General features: G+C 63.4%; 21 protein-coding genes and 2 tRNA genes. 9 read left to right on the top strand and 14 right to left on the bottom strand.

Features of this window, described 5'->3' with window-relative positions; translation table 11 throughout:
- Positions 1-33: 33 nt before the first annotated feature.
- Positions 34-1,437: an NAD(P)H-dependent flavin oxidoreductase gene (locus tag LL253_RS00970; RefSeq protein ID WP_037543392.1), complete on the top strand. Its 1,404-nt coding sequence runs from the start codon at positions 34-36 to the stop codon at positions 1,435-1,437.
- Between the two features lie 5 nt (positions 1,438-1,442).
- The gene (locus tag LL253_RS00965; RefSeq protein ID WP_228225870.1) at positions 1,443-1,679 is read left to right on the top strand and encodes a DUF2093 domain-containing protein; all 237 of its coding nucleotides are present in this window, start codon (positions 1,443-1,445) and stop codon (positions 1,677-1,679) included.
- A 306-nt stretch (positions 1,680-1,985) separates the two neighbouring features.
- Here LL253_RS00965 and purU read toward each other — a convergent pair whose 3' ends face one another.
- From purU to LL253_RS00950, 3 genes are all read right to left on the bottom strand, one after another.
- Positions 1,986-2,825, bottom strand: a complete 840-nt coding sequence (gene purU / locus LL253_RS00960; RefSeq protein ID WP_228225869.1) for a formyltetrahydrofolate deformylase — start codon at positions 2,823-2,825, stop codon at positions 1,986-1,988.
- Positions 2,826-2,897: 72 nt separating this feature from the next.
- Complete coding sequence (gene astD, locus LL253_RS00955) at positions 2,898-4,298, bottom strand: succinylglutamate-semialdehyde dehydrogenase (RefSeq protein WP_228226085.1); 1,401 nt, start codon at positions 4,296-4,298, stop codon at positions 2,898-2,900.
- A gap of 5 nt (positions 4,299-4,303) precedes the next feature.
- Entirely contained in the window at positions 4,304-5,344 is a 1,041-nt protein-coding gene (locus LL253_RS00950; RefSeq protein WP_228225868.1) for a 2-oxoadipate dioxygenase/decarboxylase family protein, read from the bottom strand.
- A gap of 88 nt (positions 5,345-5,432) precedes the next feature.
- On the opposite strand from LL253_RS00950, the gene gcvA reads away from it, so the two are divergent.
- Complete coding sequence (gene gcvA, locus LL253_RS00945) at positions 5,433-6,326, top strand: transcriptional regulator GcvA (protein WP_228225867.1); 894 nt, start codon at positions 5,433-5,435, stop codon at positions 6,324-6,326.
- 7 nt (positions 6,327-6,333) lie between these two features.
- Here gcvA and LL253_RS00940 read toward each other — a convergent pair whose 3' ends face one another.
- Positions 6,334-7,341, bottom strand: coding sequence for an SPOR domain-containing protein (locus LL253_RS00940; RefSeq protein ID WP_407696072.1), 1,008 nt, complete (start codon positions 7,339-7,341; stop codon positions 6,334-6,336).
- A 170-nt stretch (positions 7,342-7,511) separates the two neighbouring features.
- On the opposite strand from LL253_RS00940, the gene LL253_RS00935 reads away from it, so the two are divergent.
- Genes LL253_RS00935 through LL253_RS00925 form a run of 3 tightly spaced genes read left to right on the top strand, consistent with a single transcriptional unit; the run spans position 7,512 to position 10,161 of the window.
- Positions 7,512-8,228: a ParA family protein gene (locus LL253_RS00935; RefSeq protein WP_228220773.1), complete on the top strand. Its 717-nt coding sequence runs from the start codon at positions 7,512-7,514 to the stop codon at positions 8,226-8,228.
- A gap of 15 nt (positions 8,229-8,243) precedes the next feature.
- On the top strand, positions 8,244-8,801 hold the full coding sequence (locus LL253_RS00930; RefSeq protein ID WP_228225865.1) for a hypothetical protein: 558 nt from the start codon (positions 8,244-8,246) through the stop codon (positions 8,799-8,801).
- A gap of 4 nt (positions 8,802-8,805) precedes the next feature.
- Positions 8,806-10,161 carry an SPOR domain-containing protein gene (locus tag LL253_RS00925; RefSeq protein WP_228226084.1) on the top strand — a complete coding sequence of 452 codons (1,356 nt, stop codon included), beginning with the start codon at positions 8,806-8,808 and terminating at the stop codon, positions 10,159-10,161.
- An 87-nt stretch (positions 10,162-10,248) separates the two neighbouring features.
- Here the strand turns inward: LL253_RS00925 and LL253_RS00920 are convergent.
- The 5 genes from LL253_RS00920 to moaA form a co-directional block, all read right to left on the bottom strand.
- Positions 10,249-10,323: transfer RNA gene (locus tag LL253_RS00920), tRNA-Asn, on the bottom strand.
- 88 nt (positions 10,324-10,411) lie between these two features.
- On the bottom strand, positions 10,412-11,401 hold the full coding sequence (locus tag LL253_RS00915; protein WP_228225864.1) for a threonine ammonia-lyase: 990 nt from the start codon (positions 11,399-11,401) through the stop codon (positions 10,412-10,414).
- A gap of 82 nt (positions 11,402-11,483) precedes the next feature.
- Positions 11,484-11,558 (bottom strand) — tRNA-Asn (locus LL253_RS00910).
- Between the two features lie 93 nt (positions 11,559-11,651).
- Entirely contained in the window at positions 11,652-12,428 is a 777-nt protein-coding gene (locus LL253_RS00905; protein WP_228225863.1) for an NAD kinase, read from the bottom strand.
- Positions 12,425-13,435 (bottom strand): GTP 3',8-cyclase MoaA, encoded by a 1,011-nt coding sequence (gene moaA, locus LL253_RS00900; RefSeq protein ID WP_228225862.1) that lies wholly within the window; start codon positions 13,433-13,435, stop codon positions 12,425-12,427. Before moaA ends, LL253_RS00905 begins: the two co-directional genes overlap by 4 nt.
- Before the next feature lie 93 nt (positions 13,436-13,528).
- On the opposite strand from moaA, the gene LL253_RS00895 reads away from it, so the two are divergent.
- The gene (locus LL253_RS00895; RefSeq protein ID WP_228225861.1) at positions 13,529-15,565 is read left to right on the top strand and encodes a putative bifunctional diguanylate cyclase/phosphodiesterase; all 2,037 of its coding nucleotides are present in this window, start codon (positions 13,529-13,531) and stop codon (positions 15,563-15,565) included.
- A gap of 62 nt (positions 15,566-15,627) precedes the next feature.
- Here LL253_RS00895 and metK read toward each other — a convergent pair whose 3' ends face one another.
- From metK to LL253_RS00880, 3 genes are read right to left on the bottom strand one after another with little or no spacing between them, the layout of a single operon-like run.
- The gene (gene metK / locus LL253_RS00890) at positions 15,628-16,833 is read right to left on the bottom strand and encodes a methionine adenosyltransferase (protein ID WP_228220778.1); all 1,206 of its coding nucleotides are present in this window, start codon (positions 16,831-16,833) and stop codon (positions 15,628-15,630) included.
- A gap of 60 nt (positions 16,834-16,893) precedes the next feature.
- Positions 16,894-18,483 carry an apolipoprotein N-acyltransferase gene (gene lnt / locus LL253_RS00885; protein WP_228225860.1) on the bottom strand — a complete coding sequence of 530 codons (1,590 nt, stop codon included), beginning with the start codon at positions 18,481-18,483 and terminating at the stop codon, positions 16,894-16,896.
- Positions 18,450-19,085: a YqaA family protein gene (locus LL253_RS00880; RefSeq protein ID WP_228225859.1), complete on the bottom strand. Its 636-nt coding sequence runs from the start codon at positions 19,083-19,085 to the stop codon at positions 18,450-18,452. The genes lnt and LL253_RS00880 overlap by 34 nt, the downstream gene beginning before the upstream one ends.
- Before the next feature lie 159 nt (positions 19,086-19,244).
- Between LL253_RS00880 and LL253_RS00875 the strand changes: the two genes are divergently transcribed.
- Positions 19,245-20,000 (top strand): hypothetical protein, encoded by a 756-nt coding sequence (locus tag LL253_RS00875; protein WP_228225858.1) that lies wholly within the window; start codon positions 19,245-19,247, stop codon positions 19,998-20,000.
- A gap of 80 nt (positions 20,001-20,080) precedes the next feature.
- On the top strand, positions 20,081-20,674 hold the full coding sequence (locus tag LL253_RS00870) for a DJ-1/PfpI family protein (RefSeq protein ID WP_228225857.1): 594 nt from the start codon (positions 20,081-20,083) through the stop codon (positions 20,672-20,674).
- 103 nt (positions 20,675-20,777) lie between these two features.
- Here the strand turns inward: LL253_RS00870 and LL253_RS00865 are convergent, their stop codons facing one another.
- Entirely contained in the window at positions 20,778-21,944 is a 1,167-nt protein-coding gene (locus LL253_RS00865) for a pyridoxal phosphate-dependent aminotransferase (protein ID WP_009822351.1), read from the bottom strand.
- Between the two features lie 118 nt (positions 21,945-22,062).
- On the bottom strand, positions 22,063-23,223 hold the full coding sequence (locus tag LL253_RS00860; protein WP_228220784.1) for a pyridoxal phosphate-dependent aminotransferase: 1,161 nt from the start codon (positions 23,221-23,223) through the stop codon (positions 22,063-22,065).
- Between the last annotated feature and the right edge of the window lie 44 nt (positions 23,224-23,267).

Here is a 23,267-nt window from a genome sequence, read left to right as displayed (position 1 = left end):
GACATGGATCGGGCGCATGTGCAGGAGATGTCGTTGTTCAAGGGGTTGAAGCCCATCGTCTATGGCGGCCGCGAAGTCTGGCCGCTGGTCGAAGGCGGCAAGGGTGTCGCCGTGTCCAACCACGCCAGTTCAGGTGCGTGGGCAGCTGCCGGTGGCATCGGAACAGTGTCCGCAGTCAACGCGGACAGCTATGACAGTTTCGGTAACATCATTCCCCAGATCTACCATGGCCGTACCCGGCGCGACCGGCATGAAGAACTGATCGCCTATGCGATCGATGGCGCGGTCGAGCAGGTGAAGCGCGCGTTCGAGATTGCCGGGGGCAAGGGCGCGATCAACATCAACGTCCTATGGGAAATGGGCGGCGCGCAGCGTGTGCTGCATGGCGTATTGGAAAAGACGCGCGGTATGGTGGCAGGCGTCACCTGCGGCGCGGGCATGCCTTACAAGCTTTCCGAAATCGCGGCATCCTATGACGTGTCCTATCTGCCCATCGTGTCTTCGGGTCGCGCCTTCCGCGCGTTGTGGAAGCGTGCCTATTCCAAGGCGTCGGAATGGCTCGCGGCGGTGGTCTATGAAGATCCGTGGCTGGCCGGCGGTCATAATGGCCTTTCCAATGCCGAGGATCCACGTGCGCCGCAGGATCCCTATCCCCGCGTCAAGGCACTGCGCGACACGATGCGCGAAGGCGGCATTTCGGATGATGTGCCCATCGTCATGGCCGGGGGTGTCTGGGCGCTCAAGGACTGGAACGACTGGATCGATAACCCCGAACTTGGCTCCATCATGTTCCAGTTCGGCACTCGTCCGTTGCTGACGCAGGAAAGCCCCATCCCCCAGGAATGGAAAGATCGCCTGCTGCACCTGGAGCCTGGTGACGTTCTGCTACACAAATTTTCGCCAACCGGTTTCTACAGTTCGGCGATCCGCAATCCCTTTCTCCGCTCGCTCGAAGCGCGGTCGGAACGGCAAATTCCTTTCAGCACGGAACAGGCAGGCGACCACACGCATCAGCTGGATGTCGGCGTAAAGGGCAAGAATTTCTGGGTGACGCTGGGCGATCTTCAGCGCGCCCGCCAATGGTTCGGCGCTGGCTTCACCTCCGCCCTGAAAACGCCAGACAATACGCTGGTGTTCGTAACCGAAGAAGAAAAAGCGGAAATCCGCAAGGATCAGACAGATTGCATGGGTTGCCTCAGCCAATGCGCCTTTTCCAGCTGGATGGATAGCGAGACCAACTCCACAGGCCGCCTTGCCGATCCACGCAGCTTCTGCATCCAGAAATCGCTCCAGGAATCGGTTCATGGCGGCGATCTCGACAAGAATCTGCTATTTGCGGGCCATGCGGCCTATCGTTTCAAGCAGGATCCTTTCTATTCGAATGGATTCGTCCCGACCGTAAAGCAACTGGTCGATCGTATCCTGACGGGCGATTGATGCAGATGATCGGCGATGTCCCGGGCTTGGCAGTTCTGGAATATGATGCGGCGGATTTTGCGATCATCCGGCCCGGGCAATTTGTGCTCTGCGCCGTGTCGGGCGCACGCATCGATTTGCAGGACCTGAAATATTGGAGCGCCCGCTGGCAGGAAGCCTATCGGGGGGCTGAAGAGGCGACAGCGGCATATCTACGCCACCAGAATCCGGTGGCTGAAAATGATATTGCCAGGCGCGATTAGCCGCGATCAGCCTTCTGTTTTTATTCCAAGCTGGCCTTCACATTTCGCAATTTTCCAGTTTCGTTAACGGCCGCTTTGTTGTAATCTTTCGCCAGAAGCGACGAAGATCGCTCCTGGGTGAAGGATGTCTATTCATGTCTCGTATTGATGTTTTCGGCGACCGTATCTGCATTATCTCCAGCTTGCTGATTGTAGGCTGGTTTTTGTACAGCTTGGTCGGCTGAAAAGCGCGCATTGGCTTTTTGACGGTCTACAGGCTCCACAGCGCCTGAGCAGGGCGATTCGGTTGCCCAGAAAATTAGGCGCCTATCGGAAAACGACCGTCTTGCCGCCATTGCGCAGCACGCGCCGGTCGGCGATCCAGGAAACCGCACGGGCAAGCACCTGCGCCTCGATATCGCGGCCGATGCGGATAAGGTCCTCCGGCGTGGCGCGATGATCGACGCGCTCGACCGCCTGTTCGATGATCGGGCCTTCGTCCAGGTCGGCGGTGACGAAATGCGCGGTCGCACCGATCAGCTTGACTCCGCGCTCATGCGCCCGGTGATAGGGGCGCGCGCCCTTGAAGCCAGGAAGGAAGCTGTGGTGGATGTTGACGCAGCGCCCCGCCAGCCGATCGACCATCTGCTCCGATAGCACCTGCATATAGCGGGCCAGGATCAGATAATCGGAACGGCCGCGCTCAAAAATGTCGAGCAACGCGGCCTCTTGCGCTGCCTTGTCGCCGTTCGGCGGTAACTCATGATAGGGGATGCCATGCCATTCGGTGATGCGCCGCATGTCGGGATGGTTGGACACGACCCCCATGATATCTACCGCCAGCATACCGGCCTGCCACCGGTGCAGCAGATCGGCCAGGCAGTGCGATCCCTTCGACACCGCAATCAGCATGCGGGGCCGGTGGCGCGCTTCTTCCAGCGACCAATCCATCGCGAAGCGCGTACCGATCGTGGCAAAGTCCGCGCGCAGGGTCTGGGTATCGCGCATCCGATCGTCGGTTGCCTCGAACGCGACGCGCATGAAGAACAGGTCCGCGTCGCGATCGGCATATTGCTGGCTGTCGGTGATGAACCCGCCTCGCTCCGCAAGAAACTGGCTGACGGCGGCGACGATGCCGACACGATCGGCGCAGACCAAAGTCAGCACCCAGGATGAATCAGCAACGTGCGGCAACGGCCCCTCCAACGATATGCGGATTATGCCGTTGCCCTAAGCCATTCAGCTGTTCAACCCGTTAACCGGAACCGCGCTGACGCCGTCGGCTTCGAAACTGGCGATCGGATAGGCGCAATAGTCCGCGGCATAATAGGCACTGGGACGGTGATTACCCGATGCCCCCAGGCCCCCGAACGGCATATTGCCCGCAGCGCCCGTCGTCGGGCGGTTGCGATTGACGACGCCGGCGCGGCTTTCTTCCACCACGCGGCGCCAGAGCGCTTCGTCCTGCGATATCAGCCCGGCGGAAAGTCCGAAACTGGTGGCGTTCGCCGTGGCCATCGCCGCATCGAAATCGGGCACGCGCATTATAGAGAGGACTGGCGCGAAAATCTCCGCGTCCGGCGCATCGACGCCGGTCATGTCCAATATGGCGGGCGTTACGAAAGCGGCGCTGCGATCGTCCACTCCTTCAAAGGGGCGGATTACGCGCGCGCCGCGCGCGATCAGGTCGCTGACAGCCCTATGGGCGCTGGCGGCAGCCTGATCCGACACCAAAGGTCCCATGAACGCCTCGCCCTGTTCGTTCCAGGCGGCAATCGGCAGTCTGGCAGCCAAAGCGGCCGTCGCCTCTACGATGGCGTCACCGGTCGCGCCTTCGGGAACGATCAGCCGGCGCGCGCAGGAACAGCGCTGGCCGGTCGTGATGAAGGCGGAGTTGATAATGATTGACGCGGCATCATCCGGGCTGTCCCAGGCGATCAGCGGGTTATTGCCGCCCAGTTCCAGCGCCATGATGACGTGCGGCCGATCGACCAGAGCCCGGCGCAGTGCTGCGCCAGCGCCCGCTGATCCGGTGAAGAGCAAGCCGTCAATATCGCCAGCGACCAATGCTTCGCCGGTCGCGCGACCGCCCTGAACGACGGTCAACAGGCCATCGGGCAGGCCTGCCGCCGTCCAGGCATCGGCCATGGCTGCGCCGGTGGCGGGCGTGATTTCCGATGGCTTGAACACCACGGCATTGCCCGCGATGAGAGCGGGCACGATATGACCATTGGGCAGATGGCCGGGGAAATTATAGGGGCCAAGCACGGCCATCACGCCATGGCCGCGATGCCGCAGTACCGCGCGGCCAAAGGGCATGTCGGCGGCGCGTTCGCCCGTGCGTTCGGCATGCGCCTTGATCGACACCTCGACCTTGGCGATCATCGACCCGACTTCGGCATCGCTTTCCCACAGTAGTTTGCCGGTTTCCCTTGAGATAAGTTGCGCCAGTTCCGCGCGTCGATCGCCCAATATGGCGGCATAGCTGCGGATGATGGCGATCCGATCGTCCACGGGCAGCGCGCGCCAGCCGGGCAGGGCGGCGCGGGCTGTGGAGATGGCGCGCGCGCAATCGGCGGAGCGCGCCACTGGTCCTTCCCAGATAAGTTCACGCGATGCAGGGTCGAAAGATTGCAGCATATCGGTCACCGGGTCGTCCTTTCCTGCGCTTTTTCCTGTGCGCTCGTCATCGCAAATATGCCGGTCGCGTTGCCGGTGTCGAACGCCAGGTCGATCAGCCCGGTTTCGGGGTCGATGTCCCGGCTGATAAATTCGAAGAAAGAACCGGAAACCTGCCGCGTATCTCCCTCGGCGAAGGGGCGCATGACGCTGTCCGCGCGAAATGCCGTTTGGCGCACGCGACCGCTGGCGGAGATTTCCAGCCGCTCCTTCATCGGGCGATCTTCGTCTTTCAGTCGTTGGGCCAGTGTGGCGACATCGGGCACGCGATCGGTCGCATGGTTGAAGGCATTGCCCTCGGTCGCAATCCAGGCCGCTTCGTTGGAACGCGATAGCAGCAGCTGATAGTCAGCGAAGGCCGGGGGGCTATGCTGCCGGTCGAAGGCGGCGACAATGGTCGGCAGCGCGGCCAGCGCGACATCGAAGGCGACAGCTTCGCCGGCTGCAAAGCGATTGAGTACCGCCTTCGCCTCATCGTCCAATGGATCGCGTGAGGTGCCGAATACACGCCGGGCGGCTTCGGAAAATTCGGGGTCGAAGCGGTCGACATGGAGTTCGGAAAGGAAGAACTGCGGAATCGCGTCGGGATGATCGATGTGGCGATAGGCGCGCCCGGTCATCTTTAGCCGGTCGAGTGGATAAATAGCCGCCATTTCATAGCCCAGCGGCAGGAAGATGCGGGTGAAGGCATCCTCGCCACCGGGGAGATCACCGGTCGGGCCGTCGGGAAAGCGAATGCTGCGCAGCGCCCCATGGTCGAACACGATCCGGCGGCCACTGGCCAGCGCGTCGGCGACATAGGCGTGGCCGCTCGGCACGCGGGTCAGCAAATCGTGGAATAGCGCGACATTCATCGCCATGGCGAAAGCCGCGCGCGACACCTGACCACCGCGTTCCGCCAGCAGCGCGGGCGCGATGTCCAGCATGTCCAGAGTGCGTCGGCCATCAACGTCGCTAAGGGTGTTCATCACCAGCCGTTCGATGGTGCTCATATTCTCATTCGACATATAAATGCTCCGGCATGACAGACGGATTGTCGCAGGATATGGCAGTTAAGACAAATGGTGTCCTGTCATATGCAGATGAGCTTAGGGAATGAATGAACCGCGCAAATGGTTGCCGCCGATGAGCGCACTGACCGCGTTCGAGGCAGCGGTGCGCCATGGTGGCTTTTCTCGCGCCGGAGAGGAGATCGGCCTGACGCAGAGTGCGGTCAGCCGCCAGATCGCGCAACTGGAAGCGATGTTACAAACGCCGCTATTCGACCGGATCGGTCGCCGCGTGCGCCTCAACGATGCCGGGCGGGTCTATGCCGACGCGTTGCTTCCCGCGCTGGATCGCATCCGCCAGGCGACGGCTCGTGCGGCGGCCCGCGCTCCGCAGACCGCGCTGCGCATCGCAACGCTGCCGAGCTTTGGCATGCGCTGGCTTGCGCCGCGCCTGCCGCTGCTGACGGCTCGACATCCTGAGTTGGTGATCGACTTCGCCGCGCGCTCGCAGCCCTTTGATTTCACCCATGAGGATTTCGATGCAGCTGTCCATTTCGGTGTCGCGAAGGATTGGCCGGGGGTGCAGATGGACTTTCTGTTCCGCGAAGAGGCCATTCCCGTCTGCGCGCCCGACTGGCTTGCGGCCCATCCATTGCGGACGCCCGCAGACCTGCTGAATGTTCCGCTGCTCAGCCAGACGTCCCGCAGGGATGCGTGGCCCCGATGGCTGGCGGCGGCCGGGGTCGATGGGTCCGAACTGGCACTTGGCCCGACATTCGAACATTTCCTGATGCTGGCCCAGGCGTCGGCCGCCGGGGCCGGGGTTGCGCTGATCCCCAGCTTTCTCATTCGCCCGGAACTGGATGCGGGCACATTGGTGGTCCCTTTTGCCCGTCCATTGTCCAACGAGCAGGCCTATTATCTGGTCTATCCGCCCGAAGCGCTTTCCCGACCGGCCGTCGCGCAGTTTCGCGACTGGATGCTGGAACAGGCGGCGTGACGCGACGTCACTTCTTCGTGGCGAAACACTCCGAACCCGCAGCCTTGATCCGGCTGCACAGACGTTCCGCGTCACTGCTGGTAGCGATGGGGCCAGCCTGAAGCCGCGTGACATTGCCGACGCGGACCAAATAGGGCTGATAGGCGGACAGGCCACTCACCTTGCCAGTCAAGCGACCCCACAGCGTACGCGCGCTGCCTTCCTGACCAAAGGCGCCAAGCTGAACCCGCCAATCCCCTGATGCGGCCGGCGCAGGCGCCGGGCGTGGTTGCGGCTTGGGCTCAGCCTTTGGCTGTGGCGTTGCCCGTGGTGTGGCAGCGGCCTGCTGAACGGGCTTTGCCTTGACGATGGGCGCCGGCGTCGATGCCGGAATGTCGGTCGCGCGCACGGCCGAAGGGCCAGGACGGGCCGGTGCGGCAGGCGTGTTTGCCAACAGGTCGCCTTTGCCCTTCTCGATGTTGACCGCCAGGGCCAGGCCCTGCTTGCGCTGATCGTCGGGAATATATTTGTCCATCTGGGCCAGGCTGGTCGTGGCCTGCGTCAGGCCCGAGGCCGACGCGCGGCTCATCAACGCATAAGCGCGCACCCAGTCCTTTGCGATCAGGTCACCGTTAAACAGCGCCGTGCCGACAATATATTGCGCGCGGGGTTCGCCCCGCATCGCGGCGCGTTGCAGATAGGGCATGGCATTGCTGCGGTCGCCCTGTTGGAACATCAGCAGGCCCAGATTGTCTTCGGCGCGCAAATGGCCCTGCGCCGCCGCCTTGCGATACCAGTCGAGCGCCACCCTGAAATCGGGCTGGACACCCCTGCCAAGCTTGTAGGCCTGACCCATGTTGAACTGCGCATCGGGATCGCCAGCCTCCGCCAAAGGCCGCCATTCGTTGATCGCGCGCGCATAATCGCCTTGCTGCCAGGCATCGACGCCTGCCTTCACATCGGCCAGCGCCGGAGCGCCCATGCCCAGCATCGCCACCAGCGCCACCGTCCCGATCCTATGCCCCATGATGTGCATCCGTGTCATAATCCCTGCCCATTCACTGTCGGACGCTTGTAGCCCGAACGAGGTTAAGAGGCTGTTAGCATAAACGGGTGTCCATTCAGACAGGCTTGGCGCGGTTAACCAAATCTTAGATGCGGCCATGGCATTGCCTTGCGGAACGGGAATGTCTTCGGGGGAAGTGCGTGCGAATTCTGGCATTGGCATCGCAGAAGGGCGGTTCTGGCAAGACGACGCTGTCCGGGCATCTGGCGGTGCAGGCCCAGCGCGCCGGCGCGGGACCGGTCGTCCTTATCGACATCGACCCCCAGGGATCGCTCGCCGACTGGTGGAACGAGCGCGAGGCCGAATTTCCCGCCTTTGCCCAAACCACGGTCGCGCGTCTGGCGTCCGACCTGGAGATATTACGCCAGCAGGGCTTCAAACTCGCCGTCATCGACACCCCGCCAGCCATCACCATGGCGATCCAGAGCGTGATTTCGGTCGCCGAACTGATTGTCGTTCCCACCCGTCCCAGTCCGCATGACCTGCGCGCCGTGGGCGCGACGGTGGATCTGTGCGAACGTGCGGGCAAGCCGCTGATTTTCGTCGTCAACGCCGCCACGCCAAAGGCACGCATCACGTCAGAAGCCGCCGTCGCCCTGTCACAGCATGGCACGGTGGCGCCGGTGACACTGCATCACCGCACTGACTTCGCCGCGTCGATGATCGACGGTCGCACGGTGATGGAGGTGGACCCGCGTGGTCGCTCCGCCGGCGAAGTCGAATCGCTGTGGGCCTATGTCTCCGACCGGCTGGAGAAGAATTTTCGCCGCACGGTCTTTTCCGTGCCCCATGGCAGCGTCGGCACGGTCGCCGCGCGCCCGGTCGGCGGCGGCTTTGGCCGTCGCGTGAGCCAGTAAGGGAGGCACAGGCATATGGGCGAACCCAAACCACTCGCGTCGCTGACGTCCGGCCTGCTTGCCCGCAAGGGCGCGGCCCAACCGGCCATGCGCCGGCCGATGCTCGGCTTTGGCCGCGGGCCGGTGAACGCGTTGCAACAGGATGATCTGGGATGGAACGACATGGGGTTCGACGTCGAACCTGCGCCCCAGCCCGTGGAACAGCCGGTCGCGATCGGCCTGACGCCGATGGGCGTCACGCTGGATGCACCAGTGCCTGCCGTTGTTACTGAGCGTGAGAATCTGGCCGATCGGATCAACGCCGCGCCTGAGGCTGCGAAGCCCAAGCGGGGTAAGCCGGCGAAGCATGTGAAGCCGGTCGTCGACGTGGCTCAGGGACGCAAGGCGGCCTTCACGCTGCGTCTTGACGCGGATCGCCGCCTCAAGCTTCGCCTCGCCAGCGCCGTGACCGGTCGGTCCGCACAGCAGATGCTGACCCAGGCGCTGGACGAACTCCTGATGACCCTGCCGGAAATCGACCGGCTGGCCGAACAGTTGCCGCAGGGGCGGCGCACGATGACGAAGGGTGGATAAGATGATGAATCGCACGACGTTCGGAAAGGCGGCGATATCCTCGCTGATCGTCGCCACCACCATGGTCGGTTGCACGGGGGCGGCATTCCACCCCCGCGCGTCGATCTCCCAGCCCAAGGGCGATGCCGCGAAACTGGCTGCGAAGGCGACCAAGGCGCTGGATGATCGCGATGCCGGCGACGCGGTGAAGGCGGCCGAGGCTGCAGTCCAGATGGCCCCACAAAATGGCGATTATCGTCAGTTGCTCGGGCGCGCCTATGTCCTGGCCGGGCGCTTCGCATCGGCGGAAACAGCTTTGTCTGACGCCTTGGCGCTTGGCAGCAGCGACGCGCGCACGATCGTCAGCCTGGCGCTGGTGCAAGTGGCGCAGGGGCGATCGGACACCGCGCGCAGCCTGCTGGCGGGCCATGCGGACACGATCCCGGCGTCGGACTATGGCCTGGCCATGGCGATGGCAGGCGATGCGGAAAACGGGGTGCGCATTCTGTCGCAGGCGATCCACGATCCTTCGGCGACCGCGCGCACGCGGCAGAATCTGGCTTATGCCTATGCCCTGGCGGGCCGCTGGAAAGATGCGCGATTGGTGGTGGGAATGGACCTCGACCCCGCCGACGCCAACAAGCGCGTGACGGAATGGGCGCAGCTTGCCGCGCCCGCGCTTGCGCCGCAGCGTGTTGCAGCGCTGATGGGCGTGACCATGAACGAAGCCGATGCGGGGCAGCCCGCAATGCTTGCGCTTGCGCCTGTGGCGCCCGAAGCGGCTGCCGCTGATCCGGTCGCTCTCGCAGCCGCCGCGCCGGAAGCGGTTTCTCAGCCGGCGGCGGACGTTCAGCCGGTCGCCTTCGCCGCTGCTGCGCCTGAAATGCAGCCTGTTCCCAAGCCGATGGTCGCTGCTGCTCCGATCAAGCGCGTTGCCGCACGTGACTTCATCGTGGAGAATCGCAATTCGCGGCTGCCAAAGGCCAAGCCTGCCGCAGTCATCCAGCAGGCCGTTGCCCGCCAGCCGGCCGCACGGATGCAGAAGGCCGCCTTCATCAAGCCGGCCTCCAATGCCAGCAACTGGGTCGTGCAATTGGGCGCTTATGACAGTGCCGCGATCGCGCGCGAGAAATGGACCGCCATGGCTGGCCGGAACAGCGCGCTCGGCGCCTTTCCCGTGCTGACCAGCCAGGCGAAGGTTGGCGGTCGGCTTTATCATCGACTGGCGGTGAGCGGCTTTGCCGACCGCAATGACGCGATGACCGCATGTCGCATGATCCGGTCGCAGCATGGGCAATGCTTCGTGCGCGAAACCGCGCCTGGTGCTACGCCACAGCGCTGGGCGGTCTCTGGTCGCGGCCGGCAATACGCCGCGCGCTGATCCCGTTTCGTCCCCAGCATGACGTGAAGCGCGCGGAGCCATCCCGGTTCTGCGCGTTTCTTTTTTCGGGACGATATGGGTGAAAATTGGCTCCCCGAGTAGGATTCGAACCTACGGCCATTCGATTAACAGTCGAATGCTCTACCGCTGAGCTATCGGGGAGCGGCCCCGCACTGAGCCGGGCAGGCCGCGCATATGCAGCGCCAGGCGGGGCTTGGCAAGGGGGAGGAGAGAAATTGTCCCGCCGCCCTCAATCATTTCCGCTGATGATGTCCGCGAACAGATCAGGATCGACGTTGGCTCCTGAAATGACCACGACCCGATCTCCAGCACAGGGCGGAGCCTTGCCCGCGAGCAGCGCCGCCAAGGCCACAGCTCCGCCCGGTTCGGTCACCAGTTTCAGCGTCGAGAAGGCAAAGCGCATCGCGGCGCGCACCTCTGCATCGCTGACCGCGAGGCCACCTGCCAGCAACATGTGGTTGATCGGAAAGGTGAGGGCGCCCGGACTGGGGGCCAGCAGAGCGTCGCAGATGGATGTTGCGCCTGGCGCCACCTGCTCGCGCACGCCGCTGGTCAGTGATCGGGCCGTATCGTCATAGCCGTCCGGTTCGACGCTGTAGAGCGCGATATCGGGGCGGGCTGCCTCGACGGCCGTGGCGATGCCGGAGATCAGTCCGCCACCGCCGCAGCACACCAGGATTTGCGTGATATGGGCCTGCGCCTCCTGCGCCTGATCCAATATCTCCAGGCCGACCGTGCCCTGGCCTGCCATGACATGCGGATCGTCGAAAGAGGGAAGCAGGGTTGCGCCGCCGTCGCGGGCGAGGCGGATCGCGATGTCTTCCCGGCTTTCGGTCAACCGGTCATAGGGAATGATGCGGGCGCCCATCGCGCGCGTGTTGGCGGCCTTGATGGCGGGCGCGTCGGACGGCATGACGATGGTAGCGGGCATGTCGAGCATGCGCGCGGCGCAGGCGACGCCCTGCGCATGATTGCCCGATGACCAGGCGACCACGCCTGCGGCCCGTTCTTCTGGTGACAGGCGCGCCAGTCGATTATAGGCGCCGCGGAATTTGAATGATCCGGTATGCTGCGCGCCTTCGAACTTGATGAAGATGCGGCTGCCAATGCGTTCATTGAGCACGCGGTTCTCGATCAGCGGCGTGCGCACCGCCACACCGTCGAGCAGACGGGCGGCGTCCAGCACATCAGCAACTTGGATGGCGGGGGAATCAGACATCGGACACTCCTTGCGACAGACGGCATAGACCGGATGCACGGCACCTGTCAGTGCAGGATCATCGCATATGTGGAGTGGAAAGTGGCTCCCCGAGTAGGATTCGAACCTACGGCCATTCGATTAACAGTCGAATGCTCTACCGCTGAGCTATCGGGGAGCAACCCGGCTTTCGCTGGGCAGGCCGCGCCTATAGCAGCGCCTTTCTCGCAATGGCAAGCGTCAAATTGTCGAAATATCCTGCCCGGAAGCCCTAGGCGATGAACTGCTCCGCAGCGATCCGGTCGTCAAGCGTATGCTCAGGATCAAACAAGAGGGTGAGCGGGGTGGTCCGGTCGATGCGGACTTCCACCTGCGCGACGTCGCGCACTTCGCGCTGGTCGGCGACAGCGCTGACTGGCCGCTTAACGGGATTGAGGACGGAAAAACGGATCCGCGTTGCTTCCGGCAGGATCGCGCCGCGCCAGCGTCGTGGACGAAAGGGGCTGATCGGCGTCAGCGCCACCAATGCGGATCCCAACGGCAGGATAGGACCATGCGCCGACAGATTATAAGCGGTAGAGCCTGCCGGCGTCGCTACCAGCACACCGTCGCAAACCAGTTCGGGCAGAACGATCCGGCCATTCACCTCTACCTCCAATTTGGCGGTCTGGCGCGTTTCGCGCAGCAGCGACACCTCATTGATGGCGGGAATCGAAAACTGCTCGCCATCGACAGTGTCGACCGTCATGCGCAGCGGATTGACCTTGAAGCTCTTCGCCTTTGAAAGCCGCTGGTCCAGCCCGTCGAGCCGCCATTCGTTCATGAGGAAGCCCACGGTACCGAGGTTCATGCCGAATATCGGCAGAATGCGTCGCGCCTCCAACATCGCATGCAGGGCCTGGAGCATAAAGCCATCTCCGCCCAGCGCGACAACCATGTCCGCCTGCTCGATCGGGGCGAAGTCATATACGGTGCGCAGCCTTTCTTCCGCCGCGCGCGCCGCTGGAGTAGGAGACGCGACCAGAGCGCGCCGGCCATCGACGCTCATCCGCCGGTCACGCTCATGTGACGACGGGTGGCGGCGGGCGCGTTTGCGCCAATGTGGAAGTCATGCGCAGCAGGCTTGAGGCGCAGCGCCCGGTCGACAAGCGGCTGGACCGCGTCCAGTCCGCCTTCGCGAAGCGCCGCCTTGAAATCGACATGATCCTCATGCCCCAGGCACATGAATATCTTGCCTTCGCAGGTCATGCGGATGCGATTGCAATCGGCGCAAAAATTGCGGGTGAGGGGGGTGATGAGGCCCAGCCGCACGCGCATGCCGTCAACGGCATGATAGCGCGAAGGGCCGCCGGTGCGATGCGCGATCGGGGCCAGGGGGTGCTCGGCCGCGATATCGTCTATCACCTGGGTCAGCGGAAGATAATGATCGGTCCGGTCTTCACCCGTATCGCCAAGCGGCATGGTCTCAATGAGGCTGAGGTCGAAACTCTGGCTGTCGCACCAGCGCAGCATCGGCAGGATTTCGTCGTCATTGATGCCTTTGAGCGCGACCATGTTGATCTTGACGGCAAGGCCGGCCGCACGCGCGGCATCCAATCCCGCGAACACGCGGCCGATGTCGCCGCCACGCGTCACGTCCGCAAAGCGCGCAGGATCGCGGCTGTCCAGGCTGACATTGACGCGGCGGACGCCCGCATCGAAAAGGTCCTGCGCATGACTATCGAGCCGGGTCGCGTTGGTGGTGAGGGTCAGTTCGTCCAGTCCGCTACCCAGATGACGGCCGATCCGCCGCACCAGTTCGCCAATGTCGCGCCGGACCAATGGCTCTCCACCCGTCAGCCGGATTTTCGTGATGCCGCGCGCGATGAAGAGATCGGCCAGAAGCGCAATCTCCTCCAGGCTCAAGACCTGATCCCTGGGCAGGAATTGCATTCGTTCGGCCATGCAATAGCGGCAGCGCAAATCACATCGATCCGTCACCGAAATCCGCAAATAGCTGATCCGGCGGCCCAGAGCGTCGATCAATGGTGCGGACGAGGAAGTGGCTGTGGCCATGGGGTATAGCTAGGCGATGGCCATGGCCCGTGCAAGCACCCCGGTTGCAGTGACGCAAACGGGTCGGTAACGCCTTGCTGATAGGACGGCGCGATGCGCGGCGTCGGGGAGATACAGACAGTGGGCGGGGACGCCACATCGGCGACACAGCATAGCCTGTTCATTCTATCACTGGGCGACCGTGACGGCCTGTCGCAGGCGGCGCGGGCGATTGGGTGGCGCAGTATCGGCGCACGCCGGGCTCGGGACGCGCCGCAGCGCTTCCTGCGAAGCGAGGCCCAGGTCGCGCTCATCGATCTGCGCAGCGATGCCGACGTCGACGCGTTGCTGACGCCTTTGGTGCCTGCGATGGAGGCGGGCGGCGGCGCGCTGGTCGTGCTGCTCGATTCCGGCGAGGAGGCCCGGGTTCCGGCCCTGCTGGCCGCCGGTGCCACGCATTTCCTGCTGGCGCCCTTTAGTCCCGATGGATTGCGCGCGGTTCTTCTGTCGGCGCAGCGTCTGGTCGAGCGGCTGGGCGGGGAGCAGGGCGCGCGGCATCGGGCGCAGCGAATAAGGCGGGGGGATGCGCTCTACTGGCAATTGGGCAGCGATGGACTGTTGCGGGTCAGCGACGCGCTCGCGCGGCACCTGGCGCTAGATGCGCCGACATTGGCTCCCGCGGCCCTGGTGCGGCATTTGCCGCGGGCCGAGCGCATTGGCGTGCTGACAGCGTTGCGCGCTATGGCGCGCACCGGGCGGCCCGCGTCCCTGGCCCACGGACTGCCGGAACGGCCGGGGGACCGCCTGGTCCACCATCTGCGCATCGAAGACGGGCAGGTCGCGGCCGATGTCGAATGGCTGTCCGACCAGCATGAGCGCGACAGCAGCAGCCGCGACTATCTTACCGGTCTGCGATCGCGACAGGCCGCGCTCGACTGGTTGGACCGGCGGACCGGGTTGCCGACCACTATCCTGCTGCTGTCGATCAGCCAGTTCGAACGGATGAACGCGGCCTATGGGCAGGTAGTGGGCGACGCGCTGCTCGGCCGGATCGCGCGGCGGATCGAACGCATGGTCGATGATGTCGCACCTGGCGCGATGGTGGCGCGGATCGCCGGGACCGAATTTCTGGTCGGCCTTGCAGGCGAGCAGGGGAATGGCGATCGGGCGACATTTCTGGCGCGCCAACTGATCGGTGCGATCGGGCGGCCCTTCAGCGCGGGCGATCACCTCATTCGCCTGATCGCGCGGTGTGGTATCGCGCAGGCGCGCAGCGAAGATGATGCGACCCATTTGCTGCGGCGCGCGGGCATGGCGCTGGCTGACGCGCGGCAGGCTGGCGGTGAAGGCATCAGGATATTGTCGGCCGAAAAACAAAGTCGGCAGGTTGATCCCGATCGGCTGGAAACCGACCTGCGTCTGGCGCTGGATCGGGGCGAAATCGGTATCGTGTTCCAGCCGCAATATCCGGTGAATTCGGAGGTCATCAGCGGGGTTGAGGCGCTGGCCCGCTGGAACCACCCCCATTACGGCCCGCTCGGCGCAGGCATCCTGTTCGCGACGGCCGAACGGTCCGATTATATGTTGCCGCTGTCCACGCATATATTGGGTGAGGCGTTGCGGCAGGCGGCGGCCTGGCCGCGTGCCTTGTCCGGCCTTCGCCTGTCGATCAATGTCACCGCCGCAGATATCGCCCAGCCGCAATTCATGCCCGACTTGCTCGACATGGTCGACCGGAGCGGGTTTCCCCGGGCGCGGCTGACGGTCGAAATCACTGAAAGCGGGCTGATCCACGACGTTGATGCCGCCGCCGCGCTGCTGCGCGCTCTACGCACCGAAGGGCTGGCAGTGGCCATCGACGATTTCGGCACCGGCTATTCCAGTCTGGCCTATTTGAAATCCCTGCCGCTGGATTATCTCAAGATCGACAGTGGTCTGGCGCAGGATATTGCCGGCACCGCGCGGGACAGGATCATCGTGCGGGGCATCATCCACATGGCCAAGTCCTTGGGGCTCAAGGTCATCGCCGAAGGTGTCGAAACCGAAGAGCAGTTGGACCTGCTGGCGCGCGAGGGGTGCGATTATTACCAAGGGTTCTTGCGGTCGGCAGGCATATCTTCGGCCGAACTGGTGGCGCTGGTTCTCGCATAAGGAAAAGGCGCGGGATCGCTCCTGCGCCTTTTCCAGTTTTGCCTTGTAGACGAAAGTCCGGCTTACAGCGCGGCTTTGAGCTTTTCGACCAGATCGGTCTTTTCCCAAGGGAAAAAATCGCCCTCAGGCTTGCGCCCGAAATGGCCATAAGCAGCCGTCGGCTGATAGATCGGTTTGTTAAGGCCCAGATGCGTGCGAATGCCGCGCGGGGTCAGGCCGCCCAGTTCCTTGAGCGACTTGATTGCGTCCTCGATCCTGTCGTCGCCCACCGTGCCGGTGCCATGCGTGTCGACATAGAGGGACAGCGGTTCGGCGACGCCGATCGCATAGGCAATCTGGATTGTGCAACGCTGGGCAAGACCTGCGGCCACGACATTCTTGGCGAGATAGCGCGTGATATAGGCCGCAGACCGGTCGACCTTCGTCGGGTCCTTGCCGCTGAAGGCGCCACCGCCATGGGGTGACGCGCCGCCATAGGTGTCGACGATGATCTTGCGACCGGTAAGGCCCGCGTCGCCATCCGGCCCGCCAATTTCGAAGCTGCCAGTCGGGTTGATGTGGTAGACGGTTTCGTCCGAAAGCAGATCGGCGGGAATGACCTTGGCCACCACGTCCTTCACATAGGCCTTGAGTTCAGCTTCCTTGTCCCCCTGATCATAGCCCTTGGCATGCTGGGTCGATACCACGATCGCGGTGCAGGCGACCGGCTTGCTGCCTTCGTACCGCAGCGTGACCTGGCTCTTGGCGTCTGGTTCCAGGAAGGGGGCTGCCCCGGAGTGGCGGTCGGCCGCCATGGTTTCCAGAATCTTGTGGCTGTAATAAAGGGTGGCAGGCATCAGGTCGGGCGTGTCGTTGGCGGCGTATCCGAACATGATACCTTGATCGCCAGCGCCTTCGTCCTTGTTGCCGCTTGCATCCACGCCTTGCGCGATGTGCGCGGACTGAGCGTGGAGGTTATTTTCAAAGCGCAGAGTTTCCCAATGGAAACCATCCTGTTCATAACCGATCCGCTTCACCGTTTCGCGAACGGTGCGTTCAATTTCTTCCTGCGCGCCAGGCGCCCAGGCGCCGTTTTCATAGACGCCCTTGCAGCGGATTTCGCCGGCCAGAACAACAAGCTGTGTCGTCGTGAGCGTTTCGCAGGCAATGCGCGCTTCGGGGTCTTTGGACAGGAACAGGTCGACGATCGCGTCGGAAATCTGGTCGGCGACCTTGTCGGGATGACCTTCGGATACGGATTCGGACGTGAAGAGGTAGTTTGAACGCATGGTTGCTCCAGTCTGATGCTGTGTCTGCGTATAAAGAAATCTTTATGTGCAGCGGGTGCCTTAGCGGCTGCGTCGTCGCGTTGCAACGGCGGCACCCAATAAGCCCAGGGTGAACAAGGCAGGGAGACAGTTGCCGAAGCGCGAAAATGGCGTGGGCGCCAGCGCCGGCGGAAGGCCGCTATCCAGATAACCCGCGCGATTTGGGGCGATGGAGCGGACGATTTGGCCACGGGCATCGATGATGGCCGACACGCCGGTAGGCGTTGATCGGATGATGGGCATTCCTTCCTCCAGTGCACGCAAACGCGCCTGGGCGAGGTGCTGGACCGGTCCCCAACTGCCGAACCAGGCATCGTTGGACGGGTTGAACAGGAATGCGGGACGGTCGTCCCGGTCGATTACCTGACCCGAAAAGATGATTTCGTAGCAGATCTGGACGCCCATTTTCAGCGATGGCCGTCCAAGCGTCGCGGGCAAGGTCAGACTTTGTGGGCCGGGCCCTGGCCAGAAGTCCGCGTCGCCAGGCACCAGGCGTGACAGGCCGATGGGCTCCAATATGTGCCGCATCGGCAGATATTCCCCATAGGGAACCAGATGCGCCTTGGAATAGCGGCCGGCGATAGTCGCTTGCGGCGTCACGATCCACACACTGTTGTTGGCACCGGCCAGTTCGCTGACGGGAACGCCATTCTGATCGACCGTCTTGAAATAGACCTTGTCCCCGCCGGTCAGGAGCAGATCGCCCGGTCCCAACAGGCCTGCGAGCCGCGCACGCCAGTCGGGTTCCATGTCGAGATAGGCGGGTATGGCGGCTTCGGGCCAGAAGATGAGGCGGGGTGCCGGGCGCGGCGCGCCGGACAAGATACGCAGCTTCTCGAAGTTGCGATATTCGGCCTCGACCGAATATTTTTCTTCCTGGCCGATATTGGGCTGGACCACGCGCACGCGCGGCGCGCCAGCGGGTATCAGTGGGGCAGGGGTGACCCAGCCGATCAGGGCCAACAGGACGATCGGTGCTGCAATCACGCCGCCCAGCCGTGCCTGACCATGAACGGCGAACATCAACGCGCCTGCGGCCAATATCACCAGCGCGCCAAGCCCATAGGTGCCGATCACGGTTGCCGAAATGGCGGCGCCCGTTGGCAACAGGATGACGCCAAGCGGATTCCAGGCAAACCCGGTAAACAGCGTCGCACGCAGAAATTCCGTGACGATCCAGCACGCCGCAAGCATGAAGAGCGAGGCTGTCGGGGACAGCGCGAAGCGATGCGTCATCCACCAAGTGCCCAACGTCGCCAGCCCCGGATAGACTGCCAGATACAGCGAAAGAAGGATCACGGCGCCATAACCGAACCAGTGCGGCATGGCATCCTGGAAGGTGAAGGCGTGCGCGATCCAGTTGAGGCCAAGCGTGAAATGCCCCACGCCGAACAGCCAGCCGCGCAGGAAGGCGTTGCGGCGGTCGGAGGCTTTGGCGATCAGGATGATGAGCGCAGCCAGACACATCAGCGTCACCGGCCAGAGGCTGAGCGGGGCGAACCCGGTGGCGGACAAGAACCCTGCCAGCAGCGCTGCAACCTTTGGATGACGGTCAAAGGCGGCCTGGATCATGGCGATCAGCGGACCCTGTCCATGGTCGCGCTGGAGCATGCGTCGCTCTTGCCTTGCGTTCCCGAGAGGGCGGACACCGCAAGGAATCCGGCAACGATCAGGATCAGGAAGGCGGCGGAAAGCAGCGCCAGATATTTTTCGATGAATGCCTTGATGGGGCGACCGAATTTCCAGAACAGGATGCCGACCAGCATGAACTGAAAACCGCGGCTCAGGATACTGGCCCAGAGGAAGGTGAAGAGAGGCAGACCGATAAAACCGGCGGTGATGGTGATCAGCTTGAAGGGGATGGGCGTCGCGCCCTTGATCAGGATGATCTCCGCGCCATAGTCCCGCAAATAGCAGGCTGCGACCGGGAATTTTTCCGCCAGGCCCAGGGCGTTGAGTATCTGGGTGCCGATCGCTTCGTAGAGGAAATAGCCGATCGCATAGCCGAACAGCCCGCCCAGCACCGACGCGATGGTGCAGATCAGCCCGAACCGGATCGCGCGTTCCGGCCGGGCCAGGCACATGAGGCCGAGCAAAGGGTGCGGCGGGATAGGGAAAAAGCTGGATTCCATGAAGCTCACGGCGAAGAGCCAGCGTTCGGCATGGCGGTGCGCGGCTTTCGCCAGCGTCCATTGATAGAGCCTGTTGAGCATCGCGGGCCACCTAGCCGAGAAGCCGGCGCGCTGCCAGTGGTTTCGCCAGCTTCGTCATGTTGTGTAACCGACTGGTCGGCCGTGACGTCAGACGGCGTTGACGCCGCCGCGCCGTCTGGGCAAGACCGGCTTCCCTTGTCGTCTGTTTGGTCCGCACGCTTGAATATCTCTTCGATTCCTTGGGACAAGGTGCGGCAACGGGCGGGCGGCGTGACGTTCGCGCTGGTGCTCAATCTGCTGCTGTTGCTGGCGCTCTTCACCCTCTCGCCGTCTTTTCAGCCGCCCAAGATGGACCCGCGCCTGCCGGTCACTTTCGAAACGGAAGCAGGCCCAAAAGCTGCCAAGGAAGAAGCCAAGGCGGAGAAGGCCGAGCGGAAGGAAAAAAGCAAGGCTGAGCCGCAGAAGGCAGAGGAGCCTGTCGTTCGACCGCCGGTCAAGGTCGAAAAACCGGCCGAGCAGCCACCATCCCCTTTTCCGTTCCTGACGCTTAATCGCGAGCAGATGGCGTCGGCCGACATTGGCAAGATGCCTTCGCGTGCGCCGGGCGAAGGCGCGGCAGGACAGGGAGACAGCGCGGCCGTCGCCGGGCCGGGCGAAGGTCCTGGCGGGGTTCAACTGTTCGAGGCGGAATGGTATCGGCGGCCGACCCATGCGGAATTGTCGCCCTATCTGCCCAATGATGCGCCGGCCAATGGCTGGGGGCTGGTGGCGTGCAAGACCATCGACCATTATCATGTGGAAAATTGCCAGGTGATGGGGGAATCGCCGATGGGGTCGGGCTTTGGTCGTGCCGTGCGGCTGGCCGCCTGGCAATTTCTCGTCCTGCCGCCGCGCGTCAACGGCAAGGTGATGGTGGGCAGCTGGGTGCGCATCCGCATCGACTATAGCCGGCGCACCGCGCCCTCCGGCGGCTAGGGGCCATTACTGCCGGGGCGGCCCGCGCGCTCATATCGTCTCGGGGTCTAGACCCCCCGTCAAGAACGGGAGGCAAATTCATGCAAATAGCGATCCTGACTTTTGATGGGTTCAACGAACTGGACAGTTTCGTCGCGTTGTCGCTGTTGAACCGCGTGCATGGCTGGCGCGCGACCATCTGTGCGCCGAACGCCACGGTCACGTCGATGGGCGGCGTTACGGTGACGGCCGGAGCGAGGCTGAACGAACTGCCGGATATGGATGCCATCGTTGTAGGAAGCGGCGTGCGGACGCGCCAGATCGCGGCGGATACGGCGCTGATGGCGCGGCTGCGGCTTGACGCTGCCCGGCAATTGATCGGTGCGCAATGTTCCGGCGCGCTGCTTCTGGCGGCGCTTGGCCTGCTGGGCGATGGGCCGGTCTGCACTGACGTCACGACCCGTCCATGGATAGAGGCCGGTGGAGCGAGCGTGATAGATGCGCCCTTTCACGCCTCCGCCAATGTCGCCACGGCGGGTGGATGCATGGCGGCCTATTATCTTGCCGCCTGGATGATCGCGCACGGGGCGGGGGAGGCGCAGGCGCGGTCGGTGATCGATTATGTGGCGCCGGTGGGCGAGAAAGAGGCGACGGTTGAGCGCGTGATGGGCGTGGTGTCGCCCTTTCTGGCTTGATTTGACGCCACTAGGAGATTGAAAGGGTTGCCTTGGGCGTCCCCGTCATCAAAAGGGCGTCCGGCAAGCCAGACGCCCTTCGCTTTGGGATCAGAATATCAGGTCAAGCGGTGTAGACCTTTTCCACAGCGGCGCGGAACTTCGCCATGTCTTCGGCCGAACCTACGGTAACGCGCGAGACGGTGGGCCAGATGGGCCAGTTGCGACCGATCTGCACCTTTTCGGGCGTGGCGAGCATCGCAGCCTGCATGTCCTTGGCGGGCTTTTTCCAGTCCATCATGAACATGTTGGCCTGGCTGCCCGTCTGTACATCGATGCCCTTCTTGGTCAGCCACGCGATGGTTTCTTCGCGGTTGGCGATCATTTCCTCGCGGCGGGCCTTGATCAGCGCCGCTTCGGGGTAGACCGCATTGCCGCACGCCATGGCGGTGATGGACAGGCCGCCCGCCGTCGGGCCGAACAGCATGATCCGCTTCTGCAATTCGGGATCAGCGAAGGTCAGGCCCAAGCGCACGCCCGCCATGCCGAATAGCTTGGAGAAGGTGCGCATGACGACCAAATCCTTGCGCCCCGCCACCAGCTTTGCCGCGCTCGGCGCTTCGGAGAAATGGATATAGGCTTCGTCCACCAGCAGGACCGAATCCTTGGGCTTGTTGGCAAGCAGCCATTCGATGTCCGCGAGCGGCGTCACCGTGCCGGTCGGATTGTTGGGCGTGCAGATATAATAAAGGCCGGCATTCGGATTGGCTGCCAGCATCGCCTTGACGTCATGGCCCGCGCCCGGCGCTTGTGGCGCCTTCGCGATCGGTGCCTTGAGATAGTCGGCGGTGCGCCATGCCGATTCGAACGTTGGATCGGCAGTCACCAGTCCCTTGGTGGGCGAGCAGAAGGCGGCGACCGTGCTGACCAGCGGACCGCCCGAACCGGGCCAGAGCATCACATGGCTTTCGGGAATGCCCTCTACCGAGGCGACGGTCTTGACCAGGTCGCCACGATAATTGTCGGGATCATACCAGTTGCCGAGCGCAGCGGCCTTCGCCGCGGCATCGACGCCCGAAGGGAAGGGGCCGGTCCAGCATTCGTTCGAGCCGATGCGCACGGCCCCGGCGACGCCACGCGCGGCCTGCTGCTGCGCCTGGGCCGCTCCGCCCAGCAGTGAACTGGCTGCGACACCCGCTCCCACCAACGCGGCAACTTCCGCGATCTGGCGGCGCGAATAACCGCGTTCCATCAGGTCTTCCCTGGCATCCTTGTTCAGCATCATGGTCATATCGTCCGTCCCCGTTCTGCAAGAAGCACACACAGACGAAAGACGAAGCGGCGGCACATTTCCGCAATGTGCCGCCGCCTGATCATGATATTATTTTGCGCGTATGGGACGCCGCCTCTTACGCCGTCCAGACCTTGTCTACTGCCGCGTTGAAAGCGTCCATTTCCTCCATCGATCCGACAGAGACGCGCGAGACATTGGGCCAGATCGGCCAGTTGCGTCCGATCTGAACCTTTTCGGCCAGGATGGCGGCCTGCATTTCCTTGGCCGGCTTGCCCCAATCGACCATGAACATGTTGGCTTGACTGCCCGGAATGACCTTGATCCCCTTGGATTTCAGGTGACTGACCGCCTTGTCACGGGCAGCGATCATTTCCGCCCGACGCGCCTTGATGAGGTCGGCCTGGGCTACCGAAACGGTGCCGGCGGCGACCGCTGTCATCGGCAGCATTGCCGTCACCTGCCCGCCATCATACCGCATCATCTTTTGCATCAATGCGGGGCTGGCGAAGGTCAGGCCGAGCCGCATGCCCGCCATCCCGAACAATTTGGAAAAGGTGCGCAAGATCAGTACGTCGTCCCGTGATGCCGCCAGCTTGGCGGCATTGGGTCCATCGAACCAGTGGATATAGGCTTCATCGACGACCAGGATCGAATCCTTGGGCTTGTTATTGGCCAGCCATTCGATGTCGGCCAGTGGCGTTACGGTGCCCGTGGGGTTGTTGGGCGAACAGATATAATAAACCCCGGCATTGGGATCGGCCGCCAGCATCGCCTTGACGTCATGGCGATAATCGCTGGTCAGCGGAACCTTCGTGACCTTGGCGCCCAGCCAGTCGCCGGTGCGCCAGATCGCTTCATAGGTCGGATCGGCCGTTACGATGCCGCGCGCGGGCGAGGCATAGGCGACTGCCACGCGGCTCAGCGGATCGGACGATCCGGGCCAGGCGGTGACATGGTCGACCGGAATACCCTCGACTGCGGACACCGCCGCGAACAATTTCTGATGCTCGCTGTCCGGTTCGTACCGATTGCCTTCATTGACCAGCTTGTACGCGGCTTCCGCTGCGACAGGGAAAGGGCCGGTCCAGCATTCATTGGCGCCAATGCGCACGGCGCCCTCGACCGGCTTGGCCGCCTGCTGTGCGGCCGCGCCGGTAACGCGCAGAGTTGCGGTCGCAGCGCCGAGCAGCGCCGCCGCCTTGGCCAGTTGGCGGCGCGAATAGCCGCGGTCGATGAGATCCTGTTCGAAATGCGTCATATCTGGTTGGGTCGCCATGGTCCTGTCTCCCTGCGGGCCGTGCGTGGAAAGGCCGTCCCTCC

It is taken from the genome of Sphingobium soli (assembly GCF_020782245.1).
Classification (GTDB): domain Bacteria; phylum Pseudomonadota; class Alphaproteobacteria; order Sphingomonadales; family Sphingomonadaceae; genus Sphingobium; species Sphingobium soli.
Note: the sequence above shows the minus strand (reverse complement) of the source record. Positions and strands in the feature narration are given on the sequence as shown.